20 protein-coding genes are annotated in these 22,568 nt (G+C 37.5%); 8 read left to right on the forward strand and 12 right to left on the reverse strand.

Features of this window, described 5'->3' with window-relative positions:
• Positions 1 to 77: 77 nt before the first annotated feature.
• On the reverse strand, positions 78 to 2,438 hold the full coding sequence (locus DN064_RS01910; protein ID WP_115460914.1) for a hypothetical protein: 2,361 nt from the start codon (positions 2,436 to 2,438) through the stop codon (positions 78 to 80).
• A 49-nt stretch (positions 2,439 to 2,487) separates the two neighbouring features.
• Positions 2,488 to 4,551: a methionine--tRNA ligase gene (metG, locus tag DN064_RS01915; RefSeq protein ID WP_115460915.1), complete on the reverse strand. Its 2,064-nt coding sequence runs from the start codon at positions 4,549 to 4,551 to the stop codon at positions 2,488 to 2,490.
• A gap of 133 nt (positions 4,552 to 4,684) precedes the next feature.
• Between metG and DN064_RS01920 the strand changes: the two genes are divergently transcribed.
• Positions 4,685 to 5,656, forward strand: a complete 972-nt coding sequence (locus DN064_RS01920; RefSeq protein WP_115460916.1) for a S66 peptidase family protein — start codon at positions 4,685 to 4,687, stop codon at positions 5,654 to 5,656.
• On the opposite strand, the gene DN064_RS01925 is transcribed toward DN064_RS01920, so the two are convergent.
• Both DN064_RS01925 and DN064_RS01930 read right to left on the reverse strand, forming a co-directional pair.
• Positions 5,646 to 7,763 (reverse strand): serine hydrolase domain-containing protein, encoded by a 2,118-nt coding sequence (locus DN064_RS01925; RefSeq protein ID WP_115460917.1) that lies wholly within the window; start codon positions 7,761 to 7,763, stop codon positions 5,646 to 5,648. The genes DN064_RS01920 and DN064_RS01925 overlap by 11 nt on opposite strands.
• A gap of 75 nt (positions 7,764 to 7,838) precedes the next feature.
• Positions 7,839 to 8,825 (reverse strand): helix-turn-helix domain-containing protein, encoded by a 987-nt coding sequence (locus DN064_RS01930; RefSeq protein ID WP_232827344.1) that lies wholly within the window; start codon positions 8,823 to 8,825, stop codon positions 7,839 to 7,841.
• Positions 8,826 to 9,051: 226 nt separating this feature from the next.
• Here DN064_RS01930 and DN064_RS01935 point away from each other — a divergent pair, with 226 nt between their 5' ends.
• A complete protein-coding gene (locus DN064_RS01935) occupies positions 9,052 to 9,411 on the forward strand; it encodes a YraN family protein (protein ID WP_115460919.1) in 360 nt (119 codons plus the stop codon).
• On the opposite strand, the gene DN064_RS01940 is transcribed toward DN064_RS01935, so the two are convergent.
• The 4 genes from DN064_RS01940 to DN064_RS01955 are packed head-to-tail and all read right to left on the reverse strand — an operon-like array spanning position 9,408 to position 11,815.
• Entirely contained in the window at positions 9,408 to 9,746 is a 339-nt protein-coding gene (locus tag DN064_RS01940; RefSeq protein ID WP_115460920.1) for a hypothetical protein, read from the reverse strand. The two genes, DN064_RS01935 and DN064_RS01940, sit on opposite strands and share 4 nt — an antisense overlap.
• Before the next feature lie 42 nt (positions 9,747 to 9,788).
• Complete coding sequence (nadD, locus tag DN064_RS01945) at positions 9,789 to 10,367, reverse strand: nicotinate (nicotinamide) nucleotide adenylyltransferase (RefSeq protein WP_115460921.1); 579 nt, start codon at positions 10,365 to 10,367, stop codon at positions 9,789 to 9,791.
• Positions 10,368 to 10,370: 3 nt separating this feature from the next.
• The gene (gmk, locus tag DN064_RS01950; protein WP_115460922.1) at positions 10,371 to 10,949 is read right to left on the reverse strand and encodes a guanylate kinase; all 579 of its coding nucleotides are present in this window, start codon (positions 10,947 to 10,949) and stop codon (positions 10,371 to 10,373) included.
• A gap of 8 nt (positions 10,950 to 10,957) precedes the next feature.
• Positions 10,958 to 11,815, reverse strand: coding sequence for a YicC/YloC family endoribonuclease (locus DN064_RS01955; protein WP_115460923.1), 858 nt, complete (start codon positions 11,813 to 11,815; stop codon positions 10,958 to 10,960).
• A gap of 123 nt (positions 11,816 to 11,938) precedes the next feature.
• On the opposite strand from DN064_RS01955, the gene DN064_RS01960 reads away from it, so the two are divergent.
• On the forward strand, positions 11,939 to 12,424 hold the full coding sequence (locus DN064_RS01960) for an acyl-CoA thioesterase (protein ID WP_115461359.1): 486 nt from the start codon (positions 11,939 to 11,941) through the stop codon (positions 12,422 to 12,424).
• Here the strand turns inward: DN064_RS01960 and DN064_RS01965 are convergent.
• Together DN064_RS01965 and DN064_RS01970 are read right to left on the reverse strand one after the other, a co-directional pair.
• Positions 12,414 to 13,304 carry a DMT family transporter gene (locus tag DN064_RS01965; protein ID WP_115460924.1) on the reverse strand — a complete coding sequence of 297 codons (891 nt, stop codon included), beginning with the start codon at positions 13,302 to 13,304 and terminating at the stop codon, positions 12,414 to 12,416. The genes DN064_RS01960 and DN064_RS01965 overlap by 11 nt on opposite strands.
• Positions 13,297 to 13,650, reverse strand: a complete 354-nt coding sequence (locus DN064_RS01970) for an arsenate reductase family protein (protein ID WP_115460925.1) — start codon at positions 13,648 to 13,650, stop codon at positions 13,297 to 13,299. The genes DN064_RS01965 and DN064_RS01970 overlap by 8 nt, the downstream gene beginning before the upstream one ends.
• A 115-nt stretch (positions 13,651 to 13,765) precedes the next feature.
• Between DN064_RS01970 and DN064_RS01975 the strand changes: the two genes are divergently transcribed.
• Positions 13,766 to 15,025, forward strand: coding sequence for a cation:proton antiporter (locus DN064_RS01975; RefSeq protein WP_115460926.1), 1,260 nt, complete (start codon positions 13,766 to 13,768; stop codon positions 15,023 to 15,025).
• Here DN064_RS01975 and DN064_RS01980 read toward each other — a convergent pair.
• Positions 15,006 to 15,728 (reverse strand): DUF3298 and DUF4163 domain-containing protein, encoded by a 723-nt coding sequence (locus tag DN064_RS01980; RefSeq protein ID WP_157962202.1) that lies wholly within the window; start codon positions 15,726 to 15,728, stop codon positions 15,006 to 15,008. The genes DN064_RS01975 and DN064_RS01980 overlap by 20 nt on opposite strands.
• A gap of 121 nt (positions 15,729 to 15,849) precedes the next feature.
• Here DN064_RS01980 and DN064_RS01985 point away from each other — a divergent pair, with 121 nt between their 5' ends.
• Complete coding sequence (locus DN064_RS01985) at positions 15,850 to 16,989, forward strand: cystathionine gamma-synthase (RefSeq protein ID WP_115460928.1); 1,140 nt, start codon at positions 15,850 to 15,852, stop codon at positions 16,987 to 16,989.
• Here the strand turns inward: DN064_RS01985 and DN064_RS01990 are convergent, their stop codons facing one another.
• The gene (locus DN064_RS01990) at positions 16,990 to 17,787 is read right to left on the reverse strand and encodes a THC0290_0291 family protein (RefSeq protein ID WP_115460929.1); all 798 of its coding nucleotides are present in this window, start codon (positions 17,785 to 17,787) and stop codon (positions 16,990 to 16,992) included. It abuts the gene before it with no gap.
• Positions 17,788 to 17,998: 211 nt separating this feature from the next.
• On the opposite strand from DN064_RS01990, the gene gdhA reads away from it, so the two are divergent.
• The 3 genes from gdhA (at position 17,999) to recO (ending at position 22,552) form a co-directional block, all read left to right on the forward strand.
• Positions 17,999 to 19,342 carry an NADP-specific glutamate dehydrogenase gene (gdhA, locus tag DN064_RS01995; RefSeq protein ID WP_115460930.1) on the forward strand — a complete coding sequence of 448 codons (1,344 nt, stop codon included), beginning with the start codon at positions 17,999 to 18,001 and terminating at the stop codon, positions 19,340 to 19,342.
• A 110-nt stretch (positions 19,343 to 19,452) separates the two neighbouring features.
• The gene (gene porZ, locus DN064_RS02000; protein ID WP_115460931.1) at positions 19,453 to 21,831 is read left to right on the forward strand and encodes a type IX secretion system anionic LPS delivery protein PorZ; all 2,379 of its coding nucleotides are present in this window, start codon (positions 19,453 to 19,455) and stop codon (positions 21,829 to 21,831) included.
• Between the two features lies 1 nt (position 21,832).
• A complete protein-coding gene (gene recO / locus DN064_RS02005; RefSeq protein WP_115460932.1) occupies positions 21,833 to 22,552 on the forward strand; it encodes a DNA repair protein RecO in 720 nt (239 codons plus the stop codon).
• Positions 22,553 to 22,568 lie beyond the last annotated feature (16 nt).

The raw sequence follows: 22,568 nt of genomic DNA on the forward strand, positions 1-22,568 counted from the left end.
TTTGCAGGTGCATATGACCTCATTTTATCGATTTCGTTTTTACAACTTTTATACTTAGAAGTGAGCCTATTATTAGATTAGTTTAAATTCAATTCATGCTCTACAAAAATTGGGTTGCCAAGATGGTCCATTCCTTCAATAAAAAGGGTAACTGGAATTAAAGGCCGTTCAATTTTCAAATGTGTCTTAGAATATTGGTTAAGCAGCAAGTGTGGTTCCCAGGATATGGTTCCGAAGTGCTTGTAAAAATCATCGGAACGCAGGCGATACAGAGGTCTGTAAAATTTCTTTTCGCTCGTGAAGGTAAGGGCTAAATCAAAATCTGTAAAGGAGTCTTTAGCACGTCTTCTCGCGGGGATGCTCAAATCTGTATAGAACCGGATTTCATTAAATCCATTGTATCCAAAAACAGCATAGTCTAGGATATTGGTAGGTAAATTGACTACGATTGAAGCATCGGTAAGTACATCATCCAGGTATACACGCCCCCCAAGTCTATTGTCTCTTACAGGATCTCCTGAGAAGATATTTCTTGCTCTAAATGTACTTAACCAATCACCCACAGTCCAGTACATATCGCGATCCCTATCTAAGGGTACACGCACCTGTCCAATATTGCGGGCGCTCAGTTCCATATATCTATTTCTGGTTCTGGTCACGTCGGTCATAATAACCACCTCATCTAGTTCCTGAACCTGATCCAGTGTTTTAGTAGACATATAATTATTGTCGAAACTGGTTTTAAGATTGTAATCTGGTTTAGGTTCGAGAGGGGATAGTCCAAGTGCTATTTTAGGAATGTTATTGGGGAAGGATTGCAGGTAAAGTTTAGCAGGACTTAGTCGTTCATTGTTACCCAATTCCGATAGGGCCACTTTGTCCGTATCAGAGACAAAGGTATTATCAACTTGAAACGAACTCTGTGTTTCGTTGAGTTCAACAAAGACAGGCACTTTATCTTCTATGGCATGCACCATAAAGGTTTTGGGTTTATTGCTATTGCCATTAACATTGGCTTTAAGGCTAATGCCCTGTTCAAAGTCATAAGGTAGACTGTTGTTATTGTTAAAGATGTTGTTCCAGTTATAGGAGGACCACCCTTGTGTGAGTAGTAACATATCTAGGTCTGCGGCAGTTTGAGCATTAGTATTGGTAAAGTAGTACTTGGCTTGTTCAACGGTACCTTGAATATAAGGTTGCAGATAGTTATAGGATATGAGGTTATGATGGTGCTTATAGGATTTGGTTTCGGCAGGTAAGACGGATACAGAGATGTTATGAAACTTAGTGGGGTCAATGGTATCAAAGGCCAGAGACACATCAATAGAATCGTTTTCCACCATGGCGGTTTGCACCTTAGAAAGCGGGTGCATGTTAATGCCATTATAATTAAATGCCAGTCGTTCAGCGATGGGTTTATTACGGTCATTAAATAGTGTGAAGACAGTAATGCCAGGGGGCAGTTGTTTCATATTATAGGTGCGGTTGATCATGGTTTGATCATTAAACCTGAGGGTTTCTACCTGAAGGTCTGAGCCGTTATGAAAGCTCAGTTGGAAAGCCTGATCTTTAAAGTACTTCAGACTTTGTTCATTGGTAATAACATTGAGCATAAGCTGATTGTTATGCTGAGTGGTGTTAAGCACTAGCCCGATAGGTTCAATAGTTTGATTAAAGGAGAAGTCGAAGTCCTTATAATTATGAGTAATAACTATTTTAAAGTTATCCCCAACAGAGGGCTTGAGTAAGAACTGTCCAATACCAAGATGGTTGACATCAAAAGAGGTGAGCAACGTACCCACTTTATCAAAGACCTTACCGGTGGCATTGGCCACGCCATAGCCTTTGGTGTCTTTAATAACCACACCTACTTTGTTAACCACATTAGCCAACAGGTGACCACTCTCAGGGAGAAACTGGGCATCAATAGCAGTCTCCACACGTTCTGTATCGACATAAGCATCGGTAGCAGGGTCTATGATCTTAACAGTGGTGGAGAAGTAGTTGGGTTCTTTAAAGTTACGTGACCAGTTGGTATAGGCCTTTACGATATAGGATCCGGTGGCAAAGTTATCATCAATATCAATGACATTAGAGGTAACACCATTGTTAACCCGTAATAGTTGTTGTTTAATAGGATTTTGATTCATGTCTTCGATACTCACATAAAGATTGGTGGTGAGTAATGAAGGCATTTTTTCTTTTTTATCCATGACATAGGCCGTAAAGCCAATGGACTCTCCCTTGATATAGGTGGATTTGTTTAAATGGAGGTAGATGACCTCACGGGCTGTATCGGTATAATCAATAAAGGCATCAACTATGACATTTGTTTTCTGGGCACTGGTAGTTTGTGCCCACAGGGTACTACATAAAAATAATAGAACTAGAACGATGGTTTTGGGGAGGCGGGGGGATAAAAATGTAGTTCTATGCATAATGGCAGTTTTGTGAAATATTCTTACAATAACAATGCCAAAATAAAAATCAACTAATTTTTAAGCCGTTCGTGGTCAATTGATCATCAGGGTTCACGAAGACTAATTTACCATCTGCATCCTCAGTCATAAGAATCATTCCTTGGCTTTCAACCCCTCTTAATTTTCGTGGAGCCAAGTTCACCAATACGGTCACCTGTTTGCCTACAACTTCTTCTGGTGAAAAGCTTTCAGCGATACCAGACACAATTGTTCTAACATCGATTCCAGTATCCACTTTAAGCACCAGGAGTTTTTTGGTTTTAGGCATTTTTTCTGCTTCTAATATAGTACCAACCCGCATATCTAATTTGGTGAAATCATCAAAGCTGATCTCTGGTTTTTGAGGTTCTGTTTTCTCTTGCGCTTTTAAATTTTCTTTTAAACTTTCTTCAAGTTTTTCTAATTGTAAGGCAATGGTTTTGTCTTCAATTTTAGTGAATAATAATTCGGCCTTGCCTATTTGATGTCCACTTGGCAATAAATTTTTTGAGGATGTAATATGGTCCCAGGAAAGTGAACCCAAAGTATCAAAGTTTAATATGGATTTGAGCTTTTTTGATGAAAATGGGAGTAAAGGTTCGCACAAAACAGCCAATCCTGCCGCAATTTGCAAAGCTACATTCATGATGGTTTTGGTACGGTCCTCATCAGTTTTAATGGTTTTCCAGGGTTCTTCATCTGCCAGGTACTTATTTCCTAAACGGGCCAGGTTCATCAATTCTTGAGAGGCTTCTCTGAAACGATAACGTTCTATGGAACTTGAAATCACTGCCGGATATGCTCGTAGTGCCTCTATGGCCGCGGTATCTTCTTTAGTGAAGGACCCAGCCTCAGGAACAACCCCTTCATAATATTTGTTGGTGAGTACCACTACACGATTGATGAAGTTTCCAAAAATGGCCACTAACTCATTGTTGTTGCGTGCCTGAAAGTCTTTCCATGTAAAGTCATTGTCTTTCGTTTCAGGGGCATTGGCCGTAAGTGTGTAGCGCAATACATCTTGCTGGTTAGGAAAGTCCTTTAAATAATCTGGAAGCCAAACTGCCCAATTCTTTGAAGTAGATAACTTTTTTCCTTCAAGATTCAGGAATTCGTTGGCCGGGACATTTTCTGGCAATACATAATCTCCATGTGCTTTTAACATCGATGGGAAAATGATACAATGAAAAACAATATTGTCCTTACCGATAAAATGCACTAGTTTGGTTTGGTCATCTTTCCAATAATCTTCCCAGTTTTTACCGTTGGCCGCTGCCCATTCCTTGGTTGCTGAAATATAACCAATGGGTGCGTCAAACCATACATAGAGGACTTTACCCTCAGCTCCCTCAACAGGTACTGGAATTCCCCAGTCCAAATCTCTGGTGACTGCACGGGGTCTTAATCCATCATCCGTCCATGACTTTACCTGGCCCAGGACGTTGGCTTTCCAATCCTTTTTATGATCGACTAATATCCATTGTTTGAGAAAATCTTGATACTCGTCTAATGGAAGGTACCAGTGCTTCGTGGATTTTAAAGTAGGAGTATTACCTGTTACAGCTGATTTTGGATTAATAAGATCCGTAGCGTTATGACTGGTGCCACAATTTTCACATTGGTCCCCATAGGCCTCTTCGTAACCACATTTAGGACAGGTTCCAATTATAAACCTGTCTGCTAAAAACATCTTAGTGGTTTCATCATAGAATTGCTCTGATGTCTCTTCAATAAACTTCCCCTCGTCGTACAATTTCCTAAAAAAATCAGAAGCTGTTTGATGATGATTTTCATTAGAAGTACGCGAGTAATTATCAAACGAAATCCCAAAATCCTCAAATGATTCCTTAATAATATTATGGTATTTGTCTACAATATCCTGGGGTGTTACCCCTTCTTTTTTAGCTTTAAGGGTAATTGGAACACCATGCTCATCACTACCGCAAATAAAGGCGACGTCGTTTCCTTTGATTCTCAGATATCTGGCATAGATATCTGCAGGCACATACACCCCAGCCAAATGGCCTATATGAATTGGCCCATTTGTATATGGTAATGCAGCGGTTATAGTATATCGTTCAGAGGAATTCATGCGTTATCTAATTAAGTCGACAAAATTAAGGATTCCTGTCCCTAATTAGAAAAAAAATGTACATTTACCCTAGACCCTAAGGGGGCTGTCATCTATCAGATTTATGAGGAGAATTGTTAAACTATTAGGTCTTATGATTTTTGCAATTTCCTGGGGACAGTCTTTTGAAACTCGCAATAGTATGAGCGTCACAGAATTTGCACAACCGCCTTATCTAAAAGCAGGTGATAAAGTGGCTATTATAGCTCCATCTGGAATTTTGAAAAGTAAAGAAGGTGAGGTGAGACAAGCGGAACAACTTCTTAGATCCTGGGGTTTAGAGGTTGTGGTTGGAGAGTATGTTTTTGAGCAAAACCATCATTTTGCGGGAACCGATGCCCAAAGGGCTCAGGATCTACAAGAGGCAATGGATGATCCAACTATTAGTGCAATTTGGTGTGCCAGAGGAGGTTATGGAACGGTTCGTATATTGGATCAACTTGATTTCACCAAAATCAAACAACAGCCTAAGTGGATTATTGGATATAGTGATATCACGGCTCTTCATAATGAGTTACATAACCATAGTTTGGAATCCATCCATGCTTTAATGTGTGTGAGTTTAACAGAAGATCTAGAGGGTATCGAGAATAGTGTGGCCACATTTAAACAAGCTCTTTTTGGGAACTTGGGTATTTATACTCTTGAAGGGTCCAACTATAACAAAATTGGAAGTGCTACAGGGCCCTTAGTAGGTGGAAATTTAACTATGTTGCATACCATGTTAGGTTCGAAGTCCAGCATCGATACTACAGGTAAGATTTTGTTTATCGAGGAAATAGGGGAGTATAAGTACCATATAGACCGGATGCTTCAGAGTTTAAAACGCGCTGGGTATTTTGAAAATTGCGCTGGGGTAATCGTTGGGGATTTCAGTAAGCTTCGAAAGAATACGACCCAATGGGGCACCTCTATTGAACAGTTGATCCTAGATGTATTGGCAGAATATGATATCCCAGTTGCTTTTAATATGCCTGCAGGCCATGAAAAAGACAATAGAGCCTTAGTTCTTGGAAGAAACATAACTCTTAAAGTCAACAAGGATAATTCTACTATTAAGTTTTAGTGATTTTTTCGAGTAAGGAACTTGAAAGTTCGTTTCCGTTTTTATCGATCTCAACAAACCAAATATTGGAGTGGCATTTTCTGTTAATGTCTGTATTATTATCACAGTTTTGTTTGGACCCTTTAAGTAGGTATCCAGTATCGGTTAATTCTCCACTAAATCCGTACTCGTTGTAGAAACCCCCATAGGTATTTTGCCACTGCTGTTTTCCATCTTTATCAGTTTTAATGACATACATATCGTAATTACCGTTTCCAAAAGAGCTGGTAGACCCTATAATTAAATAGCCATCATCTGTAGCGAGAATGGAGCTGGCTTTATCATAACTAGACCCACCAAGGCGTTTAAAGAAAATCTCATTGCCATTAGGGTAGTTGGCGGTTAATAAAATATCGGAGGATGTTCCATCTGCTGATTTGATGGTACTTACCTGCATGGATCCAATATCAGTCTGTATTTTCGGTTGAAATTTAAGGTTTGTTGCCTTTTTAAAACTCATATTTTTAGCCCGATCATAGCTTAACTTAAGCTCAATAACGCGGTTATACTTATCACGAATTACTTTTAAGTTATAATTTTCTCCAGCTAATAAATCATCTCTGTTAAAGATGGTTACTTCTTCTTCACGGTCTTCATTTGAAAATGAAAAATGCAGTCCCTTATCTTGATTAAGAACAAGGTCAAAACTTATGTTTAGTTCTGAATTATTATAACTTCCTGTTAAGGCTTCTAAATCTTCAGGACTTGCTGCAATAGTATTTGTTTTTTGATAGGTAAATGATTTTCCTGATGGATAGAATACCGTCATTTTATCCTTGTAGAAACGAATCTTTTGAGTCTGGTCCTGATCAAAATGATAAGTGTTATTCCCTTCCTGAGTCAGTCCTAATCTGAGGTATTTACCTTGTAGAAAGTAAAGTTTATTGTCTTCCTCTTCTATTCGGGTTAAATAACCACTGGCCGTATAATAGCTGCCTTCACATTTATAGAGTTCCTTAGAATTTTTAGCATCCAATAAGGCTGCGTCATACGCCACCTTGAATTCTTGCTTAGGAAGCATTAGCTGAGCAATGTCATCAGCAAGGTTGTCGCTTCTTATATTGCCATTATTACTCATGATAAAAATTGACAAGTTCTCTTCAGGAAACCGAAGTGTTTGAGTATTATAAGCATTGGTGACACCATCGTGATGAACGGCTTTTCGTCCGAGACGATCGTCCAACTTTAATCCAAAACCATAACTATTTATTTCACTACTTGGAATGGGCAATTGACTTGTAATCAACAATTGGTTATTGTCCTTGGTAGCATTTTGTATGGCTTGTTCAAATACTAACTGGTCTTTAAGAGTGGTATACAAAAAACCTTCACCAGCAGTCTTGGTTACGGATATGGAATGAAATAATTCACCATAACCCCAATCTGAATATGGAGCTGCCTTATTGGGAATGACACCCATATAGCGTTTTATAAACGAAGTGTCATTCATTCCGAGTTTTCTAAAAAAGGTATCGGAATAATCTGTGAATTTCTGATCCGTGACAGTTTCAATAAGTTTCGCTAGAATTACATAACCAGAATTACTATAGGAGTATCTAGATCCAGGTTTAAACCCAATATCTTCTTGTTGCTCCAATAGATTTATGACATCATCATTATCCAGTCCTACGCGTTTCCACCAGACATCCCCTTGTAAACTCATTAATTCAACATAATCTCTGATACCGCTGGTATGATTGATAAGGTGACGAATTTTTATCTTCTCTTCTATATTTGTATACAAATTAGGCAGGTACTTTCTTATATCATCTTCAAGCTGAAGTTTATTCTCCATTGCTAGTTCTAAAATCATCAATGCCGTAAATTGTTTGGCGGTGGAGGCAATGTTGGATCTGGTTTTTGGACTCACTTTCACCTGATGTTCGAGATTGGCAAGGCCTCGATACTTTTCATAAATGATATTACCGTCTTTGACGATACCTACCATAATACCTGGACCTGTTTCGTTGATTTGTGATGCGATGATGGAGTCAATTTGACGCAGGGGAAGCTGTGACTGAGCAGTTAATACTGTAATATTGATGAGAAGTAGAAATATGTTTTTCATAATGAGAATTATTTTCTTCAAAACTCTAAAATCAAGCCTGACCGTGCGCTTCAAATCTTGATTTGAGACCTTTTTTCAGGAAAGATTTTCAATAAAATTCTTAGGCGTTATACCTGTGCTCTTTTTAAATGCTCGATTGAAAGTGGCTTTACTATTGAATCCTGATTCTAAAGCGATTCCTAGTAAGGTGGTCTGTTGATGTTCTCCATTCCGGAGTTTACCTTTAATGGCCTCTATACGATAATGATTAATAAAATCATTAAAGTTCATTTTGGCCCCCAAATTAATAGATGAGGAGATGGTCTTAGAATTGGTATTGAGTTCTTTGGCCACGTCTAAAAGTGTTAATTGCGGGTTTTGGAATATTTTTTTCCCCTCCAGAATGTTTACAATTTGATTATACCATTTATCAATGTCAACCGCAACAGCTGATGTTTTCTCGTCCTCTAGTTCTTCAAAGTTTGGTTCAACCTTAGCTGGTGGTATGGCAATTGATTTCACAGACTGGGCATACCCGCTAATGGATATGTAAAGCATGATAAAGCCAAAGGATAAGTAATACCAAAATTGACTTCCAAAATTTTCCCACTGGGGGTTGGTAAAGAAAAAAACAATGCGAAGCACTACAAATAAGAGCAACGCTATCAGGAAATTTTGAATCCATCGAAATAATATGGAATCGGCGTAACTGACAACATTAAAAATAATGTTCTTATAAGATAAATAGGTTCTAAGGCTTAAGACTAAATAATAGAGCATAGAAAACAATCCAAGAATCTGATACCAGGCTTTCAGATCTTTGTCTCTGCCGTCAGCGTAAAAATAGAATTCATCCAATATAATTTTGTCAGTGATAAAAACGACTATAGAATATAAAAGATAGAGGATTCCAGGAATAAAATGTATACAGTCTTTTCGGGAGAATCGGAACGAGGGATTGAGTAAGCTTCGAATATAAAAGTAAACCACCGGACCAATCACGAGAACCTGCATAAAAGGTATGAAGAATAAGATTTCTGTTGTGGTATCTGAATAACCATACCAACCGGCATAACCTAGCATATAAGGGGTTATATAGAGAGCACATAGAAACAGTAACAAACTCAGCCATAGGCTACTCAAATTTTGATATTGTATCCCTTTTTTTAAACATAAGCATGAAAATACAATCCCATGAATAAAGAAAATGAGCAGTACTGGGGCCTTATCTATAAATGCGAACGGTGCGTCCAATGATATATACGGTGCTTAATATTAAAGGTACTATTATTTTAAATAACTTAGAATTATGGCACAGCATTATGAACTTGGTAAAAATGGAGAGCAGTTGGCTGTGGATTATTTGATAGCTCAAGGCTACAATGTTCGAGCAAGAAATTACAGATTTGAAAGAGCTGAAGTAGATATCCTTGCTGAAAAAAATGGCATTCTTGCCGCGGTTGAAGTAAAAACAAGAACATCCAGAGAGTTTGGGAATCCACAGGACTTTGTAAAACCAAGACAAATACAGAACCTGGTTAAAGCAGTTGATGCATATATATTAGAAGAAAGTCTTGACCTTGAAGTGCGATTTGATATTATAGCAATAATTAAAACAAATGAACACCAGGAACTAGAACACTTAAAAAATGCCTTCTATCATTTTTAGATATAGATGTTGATAAAGACAAATAGTAACGAATAAAATAGTACATTAATAACCCTCTTATTAAAAGGTAACGCTAATTGCCTTTTCCATTCTAGTTTAATAATATCGGATGAAATAAGAACAACCAAAAACAGAATGCCCAAAACTATAAACCAATATAGGGATTGCGGAAAGGGGAAGGTAACACTGGAAAGGAGAAATAAAACCACCAATCCACCTGACAGTAATAAGCGTCTTTCTTTATTCTGATTAAGCTTTTGCCTTAGACTTATATCTTTAAGTTTGATTGTTATAAAAGCAACAATAACCGAGATAAATACGATTTCATTTAACATAACACAAGAATTTCGAAAAGGGGGTTTAAAATTCTTACAAATCTACCGATAAAAGTTCATTTCATCGAGGTACTCCCAAACTTTAACAGGTAGCATAGGCTTAATATTTCTGTTGGCCTTTATTTCCTGCCTTATGAAGGTAGAAGACAACTCTAAAATAGGGGCTGAAATGTTAAAAATTTTCTTATTATTCAGGAATTCTTCTTTTACAGGCTTGCTTTTTATTCTTGGATAGACAAAAATATGGTGTTGATTAAGGATCTCTTCATAATTTTTCCATTTATGAAATGATGCTAAATTGTCCTCACCCATGATTAATGAGAAATCATGTTCAGGAAACTTTTCTTTTAAATACAATAGCGTTTTGATGGTATAATTTGGTTGGGGAAGGTTAAATTCGATGTCCGAAGGTCTAAGTTTAGGAAAATCTTCCGTAGCCCTGTATACCATTTCTAAACGTTGATGATTGTCAAGAAGACTGTTTTTCTTTTTAAATGGACTTAAAGGTGTCACTACCAACCACACTTCATCTAATTGACTGTGTTCAACCATGTGATTGGCAATGATCAGGTGGCCAACATGGATGGGGTTAAAGGTTCCAAAAAAAAGACCAATGTTCATATCCTAATCATTGATAAAATTAGCAACAAGGTTATAGGCGTCTTCTAACGCCTTGTCCAGATCTGTATTAACAACAATTGTATCAAATTGAGGAGCTGTTGCCAATTCTACAGGTGCCTTAGCAACCCGCATGTTTATTTTGTCCTGAGACTCTTCACCACGGTCTTTAAGACGTCTTATCAACTCATTTAAATTGGGGGGTTTGACAAAAACAGCTAGAGTTTCTTCTGGGAATTTCTTCTTTATACGAAGCCCCCCGGTAACATCAATATCAAAAATAACGTGTTTGCCCTTGCTCCAAATGCGCTCAATTTCTGATTTTAAAGTGCCATAAAAATTGTCTCTATAAACTTCTTCCCATTCTAAGAATTCATCATTTCTGATTTTATTTTTAAACTCTTCAAGACTCAAGAAATAGTAATCTTTCCCATCTACTTCTTGTCCTCTACTTTCTCTTGAAGTGGCTGAAATGGAAAATTCCAGATTGAGCTCCGGTTGTTTTAAAAGATGCCTTACTATGGTTGTTTTTCCTGATCCAGACGGGGCTGAAAAAACAATAAGTTTTCCTTTTGGTGCTGACATAGGGGTAATTACAGGACGTTTAACATTTGTTCTTTTATCTTCTCTAACTCGTCTTTCATTTGCACAACCAATTTTTGCATTGGGGCGAAATTGGCTTTAGACCCAATGGTATTGATTTCACGTCCTATTTCTTGACATATAAAACCAAGCTTTTTACCATTAGAATCCTTAGATCCGAGGGTGCTAACGAAATAATCTAAATGATTGCTAAGTCGTACTTTCTCTTCCGTGATATCAAATTTTTCAATGTAATAGATCAGTTCTTGTTCAAATCTATTTTCATCAACCTTTTCTTTAATATCACTAACTCCTTTTTCGAGTTTGACACGGACATTTTCAATACGTTCAGGATCGATTAAGGCGACTTCTTTCAATAAAGAATTCAAATTCTCTATTCTTTTTTCAAAATCTAATTTGAGACTAGTCCCCTCTTCTGTACGGTATTGTACTAATTTGTCCAAGGTAGTGTCAATGACCTCTGATAATTGCTTCCATTCATCTTCATTTATATCCTCACGTTCTGTATTAATAGCATCGGGTAATCTAATGGCCATTTGCAGTAACTCACCTTCAGTCGCCTGGGCAACCTCACGTAGTTGATTCATATATGAGCCTACAACAGATTTGTTTATACTGGATGAGGTTTCCTCTCCTGTAACATCCACATACAATGCAAAATCAACCTTGCCCCTTACAAGTTTTGCGGCGATTCGCTTTCTTATTTCAAGTTCTTTTACGCGATAGGTAGAAGGCATTCTGGCATTGAGGTCCAGATTTTTACTATTGAGAGATTTGATCTCAATGGATATTTTGCGCGTAGGAAGCTGAATTACAGTCTTCCCATAGCCAGTCATTGATTGTATCATTTACAAATTAAATTAGTGCCCAAAGGTACAAAATTGGGCGGGTTAGAGGATTTTTATACTAACATCTACTTAACAGTTTCAATCTTTAGTTTTATTATTTTTGAACCTTTAAAAAAAGCAAGTATGTTTTCAAAACAATTCGAAATACGCTGGAGTGATGTTGATGCCAATGGGCATTTAGCAAATTCTGCTTATACTAACTTTATGAGTCATGCGCGGATGTCCTTTTTTGGAGATCACGGGTTCAGTATGAAAACCATTCAGAAAAATGGTCTTGGTCCGGTCGTTTTTTATGAACACATGTACTACTTTAAAGAGTCTTTTCTAGGGACTCCAATTCAGGTGACTATAGAAGTATCAGGTTTAAGTGAAGATGGTATGTTCTTTAGTTTTGATCATGATTTCTACAATCACAAAGGAGAGCATTTGGCTCATTGCCAGATGTTAGGCGCTTGGATTGACCTTAAGACCAGAAAACTCACAGGACTTCCTCAGGACTTATTAGAGTTAGGAGAGAAGTTTCCAAAGGCTGATTCATTTAAGCTGTTAACCAAAGAGGATACTCGAAAATTTGGAGTTAAGCCGAAACCATTATCGACTAGGCTGTAGCCTTAGGTTTTTTACTAGCCAAAAATACTCCTGTAAAAATGATAAGCATAGCCAGCATTTTGACTGTATCCATTTGATCCACTCCCATAACAATAGCAAAGATCCCAGCGATCGCTGGTTGTAAATATACAAAGGCACCAACAGTTGAGGCCTTCAATTTACTAAGTGCTAATGGGTTAAGGAGGTAGGTGCCAAAGGTAGCCCCCAGTACTACAAAGGCAATGCTAAAATAAGCGTAGTTGGTGTAGGTGTTTAATTTGATTTCAGTTAATTCTTCATAACCAAACGGGAACACCATAAAGGCACCAAACAAAAACAACCATTTTATAAATGTTAGCGGATGGTATTTTGTGGTTAACTGTTTTATAAGAATTACATAAATGCTATAGGACACGGCATTGATAAAAATAAAGGTATTGCCAAGAAAAACATTGTCTGCAGCTCTTACCGATTTTCCATAAATAGTGAGGACTAAGGCACCTGCAAAGGCCAGAAACACGCCAAAAATTTTCCGTTTGGTTAGGGCTTCATTTAGAATAAAATAGGAGAGTATAAGAATAATTACTGGTGTGATAGTCATGATGGAGGAGGCATGAATGGGGGAGGTTAATTCCAACCCTTTTAGAAACAGGAGCATGTTTATAAAAACGCCAAATATCGCAGCCACTATAAATCTAAGATAATCACGTTTATCAATCTTTTCTTTTGGTAGAAAGAGACTCAATAGCCAAAAGAGGATTAATGCACCCACAACACGGAGCACCACAAAGCCAAAAGCACCTACATAACCATCATTAATCACGGTCTTCGCAAACGTGTAGTTTAAACCATACAATAATTGTACAGTAACAAGGGCAACTAATGCTGTTTTTCTACTCATTGAGTTCAGCTGCAAGAGCAGTAATTGTTGATTTGCTATTCCCAATGAAAATCTTATCACCAGCAATAAATACCGGTCTTTTCAAAAAGGTATAGTGCTCAAGAAGCAATGCTTTAAAATCCATTTCGCTGAGATTCTTATCCTTTAAACCGCGTTCTTTGTAAAGCCTGGATCTCTTATTAAATAGAGATTCATAACTGCCAGTGAACTCATGCAGCTTTTCCAAGTCTGTTTGTGAGATTGGATTGGATTTTAGATCCTGAATGTGAAATTCTTCACTTATGTTAACCGAATTCATGATTCTTTTACAAGTATCACAGGTACTCAGGTAGTATATTTTTTTCATCTATGTTTATTGAAGTTTAATTGGCTAATTTTGCGCTGCAAGGTAATTGTTAATTAATGATTTGCCGTTTAAAAAAAAGCTAAACTAATCTCCTAACCATTCAACGGTATATTTTATGGATTACTATTCAATTGTGACTGTATTAGTTGTGCTCTCGGCAGCATTCGGTTACATCAATGTTCGTTTTTTAAAGTTGCCCTTAACCATTGGTTTAATGGTAGTTACCATTTTATTTACCTCAGTAGTTTTGTTCATTGGTCAGTTTGATAACACCTTATTACTTCGAGAAAAGGAATTTATTCAAAGTATTGATTTTGAAACGGTTTTACTGGACATTATGCTTAGTTTCTTATTGTTTGCTGGGGCATTACATACTAACTTTTCTCAATTGAAAGTACAAAGGGGGCCCATATTGGCATTTGCAACTTTTGGTGTTGTAGTATCTACGTTTTTAGTAGGAACCTCCATGTTTTATGTGCTGCAGTGGTTGGGCTTTGAGGTTACCTTTATCAATTGTTTGTTATTTGGAGCTTTAATTTCTCCAACTGATCCCATTGCTGTATTAGGCATTCTTAAAAAAGCAGGTGCACCTAAAAAACTTGAAACTAAAATTGTTGGTGAGTCACTGTTCAATGATGGTGTAGGAGTGGTTGTTTTTCTTACCATTTTTGCTATTGCTGCTAAACCAGGGGTCCCATTGGATATTTCAGATATAGTAACCTTATTTGGTCAGGAAGTTATTGGAGGATTGGCACTAGGCCTACTATTGGGTTGGCTTACCTACAAATTAATGAAGTCAATTGATAGTTATGAAATAGAAGTAATTTTAACATTAGCAGCTGTAATGGGTGGAACAGCAGTAGCGCATAAATTTCACTTATCGGCGCCCTTAGCAATGGTGGCTGCTGGTCTTGTGGTTGGTAACGACACTGTTAGAAATACGGCTATGTCTGAAGTCACTGAAACCTATGTGGACAAGTTTTGGGAACTAATTGATGTGCTTCTTAATACCTTATTGTTTGTAATGATTGGAATGGAAATGCTAGTGCTAACCTTAGATAATAACTATATCATGGCAGGGCTTCTGGCCATTCCAATTATCTTGTTATGTCGTTATGCATCGTTATGGTTACCGGTTAAGGCTTTTGCCAAAAGATTGGATTTTGTTCCAAAAACCAATGTCATCATGACTTGGGGAGGTTTGCGAGGAGGAATATCCATTGCTCTGGCATTGAGCTTGTCTAGAGACATGCATCGGGAGTTGTTTTTGGTAATTACTTATGTGGTGGTAGTTGCATCAATTATAGGTCAGGGATTAACAGTAGAGCCCATTATAAGAAGACTGACCAAACCTGTTAATAAGGTGAAATCCTGAGGATGCCTTCTAGTTCATCGTAGGGGATGACAAACTCGGTATAGCCCTGTGCATATGAGGCTATTTCGTAAACATTATACAGCATTAAAAACCCATCATCGCTGTAGCTCATATTCTCTGGTAGTTGAAACTCCTGACCAAAGAAATAGTCTTCCATTTTAAATGTATCTGAGGATTCTTTCTGCGATTTGATAAAAAATGATTCTGCTACCGATTTGAGCTTATTTGAGTCCAAAAATAGATTCTCTTGATTTAAAATTGTCCCAGTAGAAGCATCGAAATTTAAGAGAATTATTTTGTCATTTCCATGAGCGCCTCCAGTATAGGTATAGGTGTTAATTGAGTAAGAAATAATAGTTTCGGACTCAAAAACCACCTCGGTCTCAACAATGAGTTCCCATACCCCGCTTGAATCTGGAAAATCGTCTTTAAAGCTTTTATAATTGGCAACGAAGCTGTCAAGTGCCTCCTGTATGTTATTAACTGGTTTATCCAGATAAAAGGAAGCTAAAGTACTATCAATAATGACTTGATTAATTTTTTGAGACTCAGAGTTCTCATCGGAAACAAAAACAATATTGGCTTTAATATTAGGAAAGTCATTAACAGAAAATGATTCTGTAGTATACGCATTATCATTTGAATCTGATAAACAACTGGTCATCAGTAGACCCAAACAAAAAAGGAGAACAAAATACTTCAACTTCAAGGTGTTTTGTTAAACATAGATTAAAGGTAAAACTAACTTTTGAATACAACCAATAAACGGCTAGTTTTGTCATGTTTATAAATTACTTCGACTAAGCATCAAATTTTCAGGAACTATGAAATTTAATACCAAGACCATTCACGGTGGACAAGAGCATGATAAAGCCTATGGAGCTGTAATGCCTCCCATTTATCAAACATCAACTTATGCACAATCAACTCCTGGTGGCCATAAAGGTTATGAATATTCAAGAACCCATAATCCAACAAGGCATGCCCTTGAAAATGCATTAGCAAGTATTGAAAATGGCAATCATGGATTGGCGTTTGCCTCTGGTCTTGCTGCCATTGATGCTGTTATCAAACTATTAAGCCCTGGTGATGAGGTGGTGTCTACAAATGATCTTTACGGTGGATCGTATCGATTATTCACGAAGATTTATGAGGATTTTGGAATTAAGTTTCATTTCATTGGAATGGAAAATGCGGATGTGATTGAGTCTTATATCAATAATAACACAAAGCTTATTTGGGTAGAGACTCCAACCAATCCTATGATGAATGTTATTGATATCGAAGCTACGGCCCGAATTGCAAAGAAACATGAAGTGCTTTTAGCGGTTGACAATACGTTTGCGACTCCATATTTACAACAACCATTGGATTTAGGGGCGGATATCGTTATGCATTCGGCGACTAAATACATAGGCGGACATAGTGATCTTGTTATGGGAGCACTGGCAGTTAAGGATGATGCCCTTGCGGAGAAACTCTATTTTATTCAAAATGCCAGTGGTGCAGTTTGCGGTCCTCAGGACAGTTTTCTAGCACTTAGAGGAATTAAAACCCTGCATGTTCGTATGCAACGTCATTGTGAAAATGGTCGCGCTGTTGCAGAATATTTAGCCGCACATCCCAAAATTGAAAAAGTATACTGGCCAGGATTTGAAACACATCCCAATCATGATATTGCCAAAGCACAAATGAATGATTTTGGCGGCATGGTGTCTTTTGTTACCAAAGGGAACGATTTTGATGAAGCGATAAAAATTGTTGAAAATCTTAAAATATTCACCCTGGCGGAATCCTTAGGTGGGGTGGAGTCCTTAGCGGGGCATCCCGCGAGTATGACTCATGCCAGCATTCCAAAAGAACTAAGAGAAAAATCTGGTGTCGTTGATAGTCTTATAAGATTGAGTGTGGGAATTGAGGATAAGGAGGATTTAATCGCAGATTTAAAACAGGCGATAGGATAATTAACGTTCCCAATAAATCACATAGCCCAGGTTAAGCCATATGGCCCAATCATTATTTTGATTAGAAGGCAATTTATGGTTTAAGCCATCTACCCAATCATCAAAATAATATTGCCAACGCAACTCTAATACGAGATCAGTTAAAGGAGTCAATTTATAGCGAGTTCCTGCACTACCTACAATTGAAAAGGTACTACCATTTTGTGTGCTTAAAAAGGGATCCTCGTCAACTTGCCAAGGAAGATAAAAGTTATCTAAGTTTCTTATGTCCCCATCGCCGTAGGTTGTATACACTTCCGGTTTGTAAAAAGTGTATTGAACTCCCAGGGCCATAAAGGGTAGAAAGCTATTAGTGCCATTTTCAAACCCACGTATTTCAATAGGATAGAAGACCAATTGAGAACCAATATTGAAATTCTGTGTTTTACCTGTGTGTCGTCTTAGTCGCTCGGCATTTTCGCTTGTTCTGGTTTCATCTACCCAAGTTCCATAATGTTTAAGGTTACTTTGGGCATATGAAATTTCAGATCTTACCTTGAAGTGTTCGTTAAAATAACCTTGAAAATTTTGGAAATTGTAATTTCGACGATAGGCAAAATTGATGTAGTGCATTAATCCTACTGCAAACCCCGTATTTGTGGCCGCTTCACGATTTTGATTTTCCCCAAAATCAGATCTCAAGTTGTAGGCACCAACAAAACCTCCAACTTCATTTGTAAATCCATATTGCGCGTACCCAAATTGGAATACCACCAATAAAAGCATTGGCAAAGTCAAGGGACGCATTCTGTTGGCCATAGTTGTATCTTAAGGGGCTACCTGAACAAATATATTAAAACTGTGTAAACCATCAAATTACATTCGATCAGCAACAGTTTCAACGGATTTCGTATTATGGTATTGCTAGAAAAAGGATAATATTTTGATAATATGAAAAAATAAATAGCTCAATTTTAAAGATAATGTATCTTTGCGGGAATAATTTCCACACCGATTAACATTTAATAAAATGGACAAAAAAATTGAAGATTTTTTAAATCTTGTAAGAGAACGAAACGGTAATGAACCTGAGTTCATGCAAGCCGTAGAAGAGGTTGCAGAAACTGTAATACCTTACATTGTTCAACATGATATTTATCATGGCAAGAACATTCTATTACGAATGGTTGAGCCAGAACGTGTTGTTTCTTTCCGCGTTTGCTGGGTTGATGATTCTGGTGAAATTCAGGTCAATCGTGGCTATAGAATTCAAATGAATTCTGCTATTGGACCATACAAAGGTGGGTTACGTTTTCACCCATCGGTTAATATGAGCATTCTTAAGTTCCTGGCATTTGAGCAGGTATTTAAAAATAGCTTGACCACCTTGCCTATGGGTGGTGGTAAAGGAGGGTCTGATTTCAATCCTAAAGGGAAGAGTGATAATGAGATCATGAGATTCTGCCATGCCTTTATGAGCGAATTATTTAGACATATTGGAAATGATACAGATGTCCCTGCTGGTGATATTGGTGTTGGAGGTAGAGAGATTGGCTTTTTGTTTGGTATGTATAAAAAATTACGAAACGAGTTTACAGGAGTTCTTACAGGTAAAGGACTTACATGGGGTGGTTCCTTGATAAGACCGGAAGCTACGGGTTATGGAACTGTTTACTTTGCACAAAATATGCTTGATACGAAAGGGGATAGCATGGAGGGTAAAAATGTGGTGATCTCCGGTTCAGGAAATGTGGCACAATTCGCTGCAGAGAAAAGTTTGCAGTTAGGGGCTAAGGTTTTGACCATGTCTGATTCCTCAGGTTATATTCATGATGCTGATGGTATTGATGAAGAAAAACTGGCCTTTATCATGGATCTTAAAAATGTAAAACGTGGACGTATTAAGGATTATGTTGCGAAGTATCCTGGTGCAACTTATGTGGCAGGTGAAACACCATGGAAGGTTGCCTGTGATGTGGCATTACCTTGTGCTACTCAAAATGAGCTGCACGGAGAGGATGCGAAATCTTTGATCGCCAACGGATGTATTTGTGTGAGTGAAGGGGCTAATATGCCTTCTACGCATGAAGCGATTGCGGTGTTCCATGAGGCTAAAATCTTATTTGCACCTGGAAAGGCTTCTAACGCCGGTGGGGTTGCCACTTCTGGCCTAGAAATGACTCAGAATTCGCTTCGCTACAAATGGACGAGAAAAGAAGTAGATGATAAATTAAAAGAGATCATGAATGATATCCATGAATCCTGCATTGCCTATGGAAAAGACGACACTGGGTACGTGGACTATGTAAAAGGAGCTAATATAGCAGGCTTTGTTAAAGTGGCCGATGCAATGCTTGCTCAGGGGGTAGTATAAAATCAGTTTATTGAAATTGAAAGCCTTAATTTTCTAATTAAGGCTTTTTTTGTTGGGTACTTTTAATCCGCCTTTTACGTTTCCTTAATATATTTGAGCAATATCTAATAATGCTGAAAAAAGCCCTTTTAATTTTTGGATGTCTATTCTGGACATGGCAGATCACCTGCCAGGAGTTTTCAAGTTTGTGGGAAGGTCATTTTTCATTCAACGAAATTGTAGATGTCGCTACAGGCACGGATAAAGTATATGCGGCTTCAGAGAACGCCGTGTTTTCTTTTGATCTGCTAACGAATGAAATTAATACCATTACTACCATTGAAGGATTGTCAGGCCAATCTATTACAACCATTCGTTTTAGTGAACAATTCAATACGCTACTTATAGGGTATGAAAACGGCCTTATTGAGCTTTACTTTACTGGGACCGATCAGGTGTTGAGCGTCGTAGACATTCTGGAACGGGAAAATATTACTCCAATAAACCGTAGAATTAATTATTTCTACGAATATGAAAATTTGATTTATATAGCTACTAATTATGGTATTTCTGTTTACGATCTTGATCGATTGGAATTTGGAGACACCTATTTTATGGGTGATGGTGGCTCACAGATTACGGTGAATCAAATTACGGTTTTAAATAACGAAATCTATGCGGCTTGTTTAAATAATAATGGGGTTAAGAAGGCAGATTTATCCAATCCTAATCTTGTTGATTTTAGCCAATGGAGTACTGTGCAGACTGGTAATTTTTTAACCATCAACACCCTGAGTACAAATGTATATGCTATTAATACCAACAGGAGTTTGTTTCGTGTAGCACCTGGTATTCCAACTACTATTCTCAGTTTTTCAGCAGTACCAGAAGAGGCTGAAGTATCGGACCAGTATTTAAATGTTACCTTTTCTGATGAAGTGTTGATTTATGATGACCAAATTAACTTAGTCACAACCTTTGCACCGAACGACGATTTTGATACTAGATTTACTTCATCAATCATTAACAATAATGAAATATTTATTGGAACACAATCGCAAGGTGTTTTAAGCAACCTCATAGCATCTCCCAGTGAATATTTACAATTATTGCCAAACGGACCATTGAGAAATAATGGATTTAGAATTGATTCTGGTACCAACGCTTTAATTATTACCTATGGCGAGTTTACACAAGCCTTAAATCCATTCCCATTAAATTCAAGAGGCTTAAGTTATTTCAGACAGGAAGGATGGACGAATATACCATTTGACAGTTTACTGGGGGCGAGGGTTTTAAATAAGATAACTCCTAACCCTTCTAACCCAACTGAGGCCTATGTGAGCTCATTTCATGATGGCTTACTAGTACTTAATAATTTAGAACCTACGGTTTTATACGATGAGACCAACAGTGGCCTAGAGTCTTTGGTCTTACCTGGAAATCCTGATGTATCAGATATTAGGGTATCTGGTTCAGGATTTGATATTAATGGACTATTTTGGTCGGTTACTAGTAGAGTAGAGAGGCCGCTTAAGTCATTTGATCCAAATACAGGATCTTGGCGATCTTACAGTTTTTCAAATGTTATTGGGGATCCTTTAACAGGTGAAATCGGCTTTTTTGATTTGGAAATTGACAACTCTGGAACCAAATGGATTGGTGCTTATACAAATGGGTTATTCGCTTTTAATGAAAGCAAATCAGAACCTTTAAAGAACTTGAGTTCAGAAGAGCAAAATCTGCCCGTTCCTCGTGTTACCGCTTTGGCTCTGGATCAAAGAAATCAACTTTGGATTGGAACTATTTTTGGATTAAGAGTTTTGTTTAATACAGGAGGATTCTTTGAAGACCCTTTTCCCACTTTAAATTCTATCATTATTCTTGAGGATGGTATTCCTAGGGAACTTCTGGAGGACCAGTATATTACCGATATTGAAGTGGATGGTTCTAACAATAAGTGGGTTGGTACTGTAGATTCAGGGGTGTTTTATTTTAGCCCTAATGGGCAACAAACCATTTTCCATTTTACAGAAGACAACTCACCATTACCTTCTAATAGTATAAACGATATTTCCATTGATCAGAATAACGGGAAGGTGTATTTTGCCACAAGTCGTGGTTTGGTGGCCTTTCTTGCGGGAGGATCTGCACCTGAGGATAATTTAAGTGAGGCCTATGTATACCCCAATCCTGTAAGGCCTGAATATGAAATTTTAGGATTTGATAATTTAAATGATATTACAAAAGGAATCAAGATTGCAGGGTTAACCGAAGATGTCAACATTAAAATAACCGATATTGAGGGGAATCTTGTTGCTGAGGCGCAGTCAAGAATTAACCTGAGATCGTCAACAGCTGGATATAATTTTGCCATTGACGGTGGTACGGCGGTTTGGAATGGTAAAAACCTCGCGAATAATATTGTTGCCTCTGGAGTATATGTCATCATGATTACTGATTTGGATACTTTTGAGACCAAGGTTCTTAAGCTGTTGATCATCAGGTAGTATGCAGAGTAAGGGCAAGGCTATAGTACTATCAACGCTTAGGTATAAAGAAAATGATCTCATTGTAAAGTGTTATACCAATAAAAGAGGTGTAGTCAGTTACCTGCAAAAGGGAGTTTTAAAATCGAAGCGGTCCAAAACAAAGGCGGTTTTTTTTCAGCCTTTAATGCTTTTGGAGATCGAAGAAAATTATATACCAGGACGATCGTTACAGTTTTTAAAGGAAGTGAGAAGCTATATTCCACTAAAATCCATACACACTAATGTCCTTAAAGCATCATTAAGTGTTTTTATAGCTGAAGTATTGTCTACTGTTCTTAAAGAGGAGGAGGCAGATTTGGAGCTATTTACCTTTATTGAAACGGCTATTCAATTCCTTGATGTGTCTGGTAATTTTGCCAATTTCCATTTGTTATTCCTTCTTAGGTTAACCAAGCATCTCGGGTTTTATCCTGATACGTCTAAGGATGATTCTCCGTACTTTAATTTGGAGTCAGGTTTATTTGAGGTGGAAAAATCGTCGGTTTACGCATTAGAAGGACAGCTTAAAAACCAATTTAAACTATTGCTGGACGCTGATTTTTCAACTGTAGATCAAATAAAGTTAAACATTACAGAAAGGCGCGATTTATTAAAGACGCTATTAGTATATTTTGAGCTACATTTGGGAAATTTTAAAAAGCCCAAATCTCTTCAGGTATTTATTGATGTTTTTCAGTAAATCTAATGAGTAGTTT

The sequence above is a fragment of the Winogradskyella aurantiaca genome (assembly GCF_003362725.1).
GTDB lineage: Bacteria > Bacteroidota > Bacteroidia > Flavobacteriales > Flavobacteriaceae > Winogradskyella_A > Winogradskyella_A aurantiaca.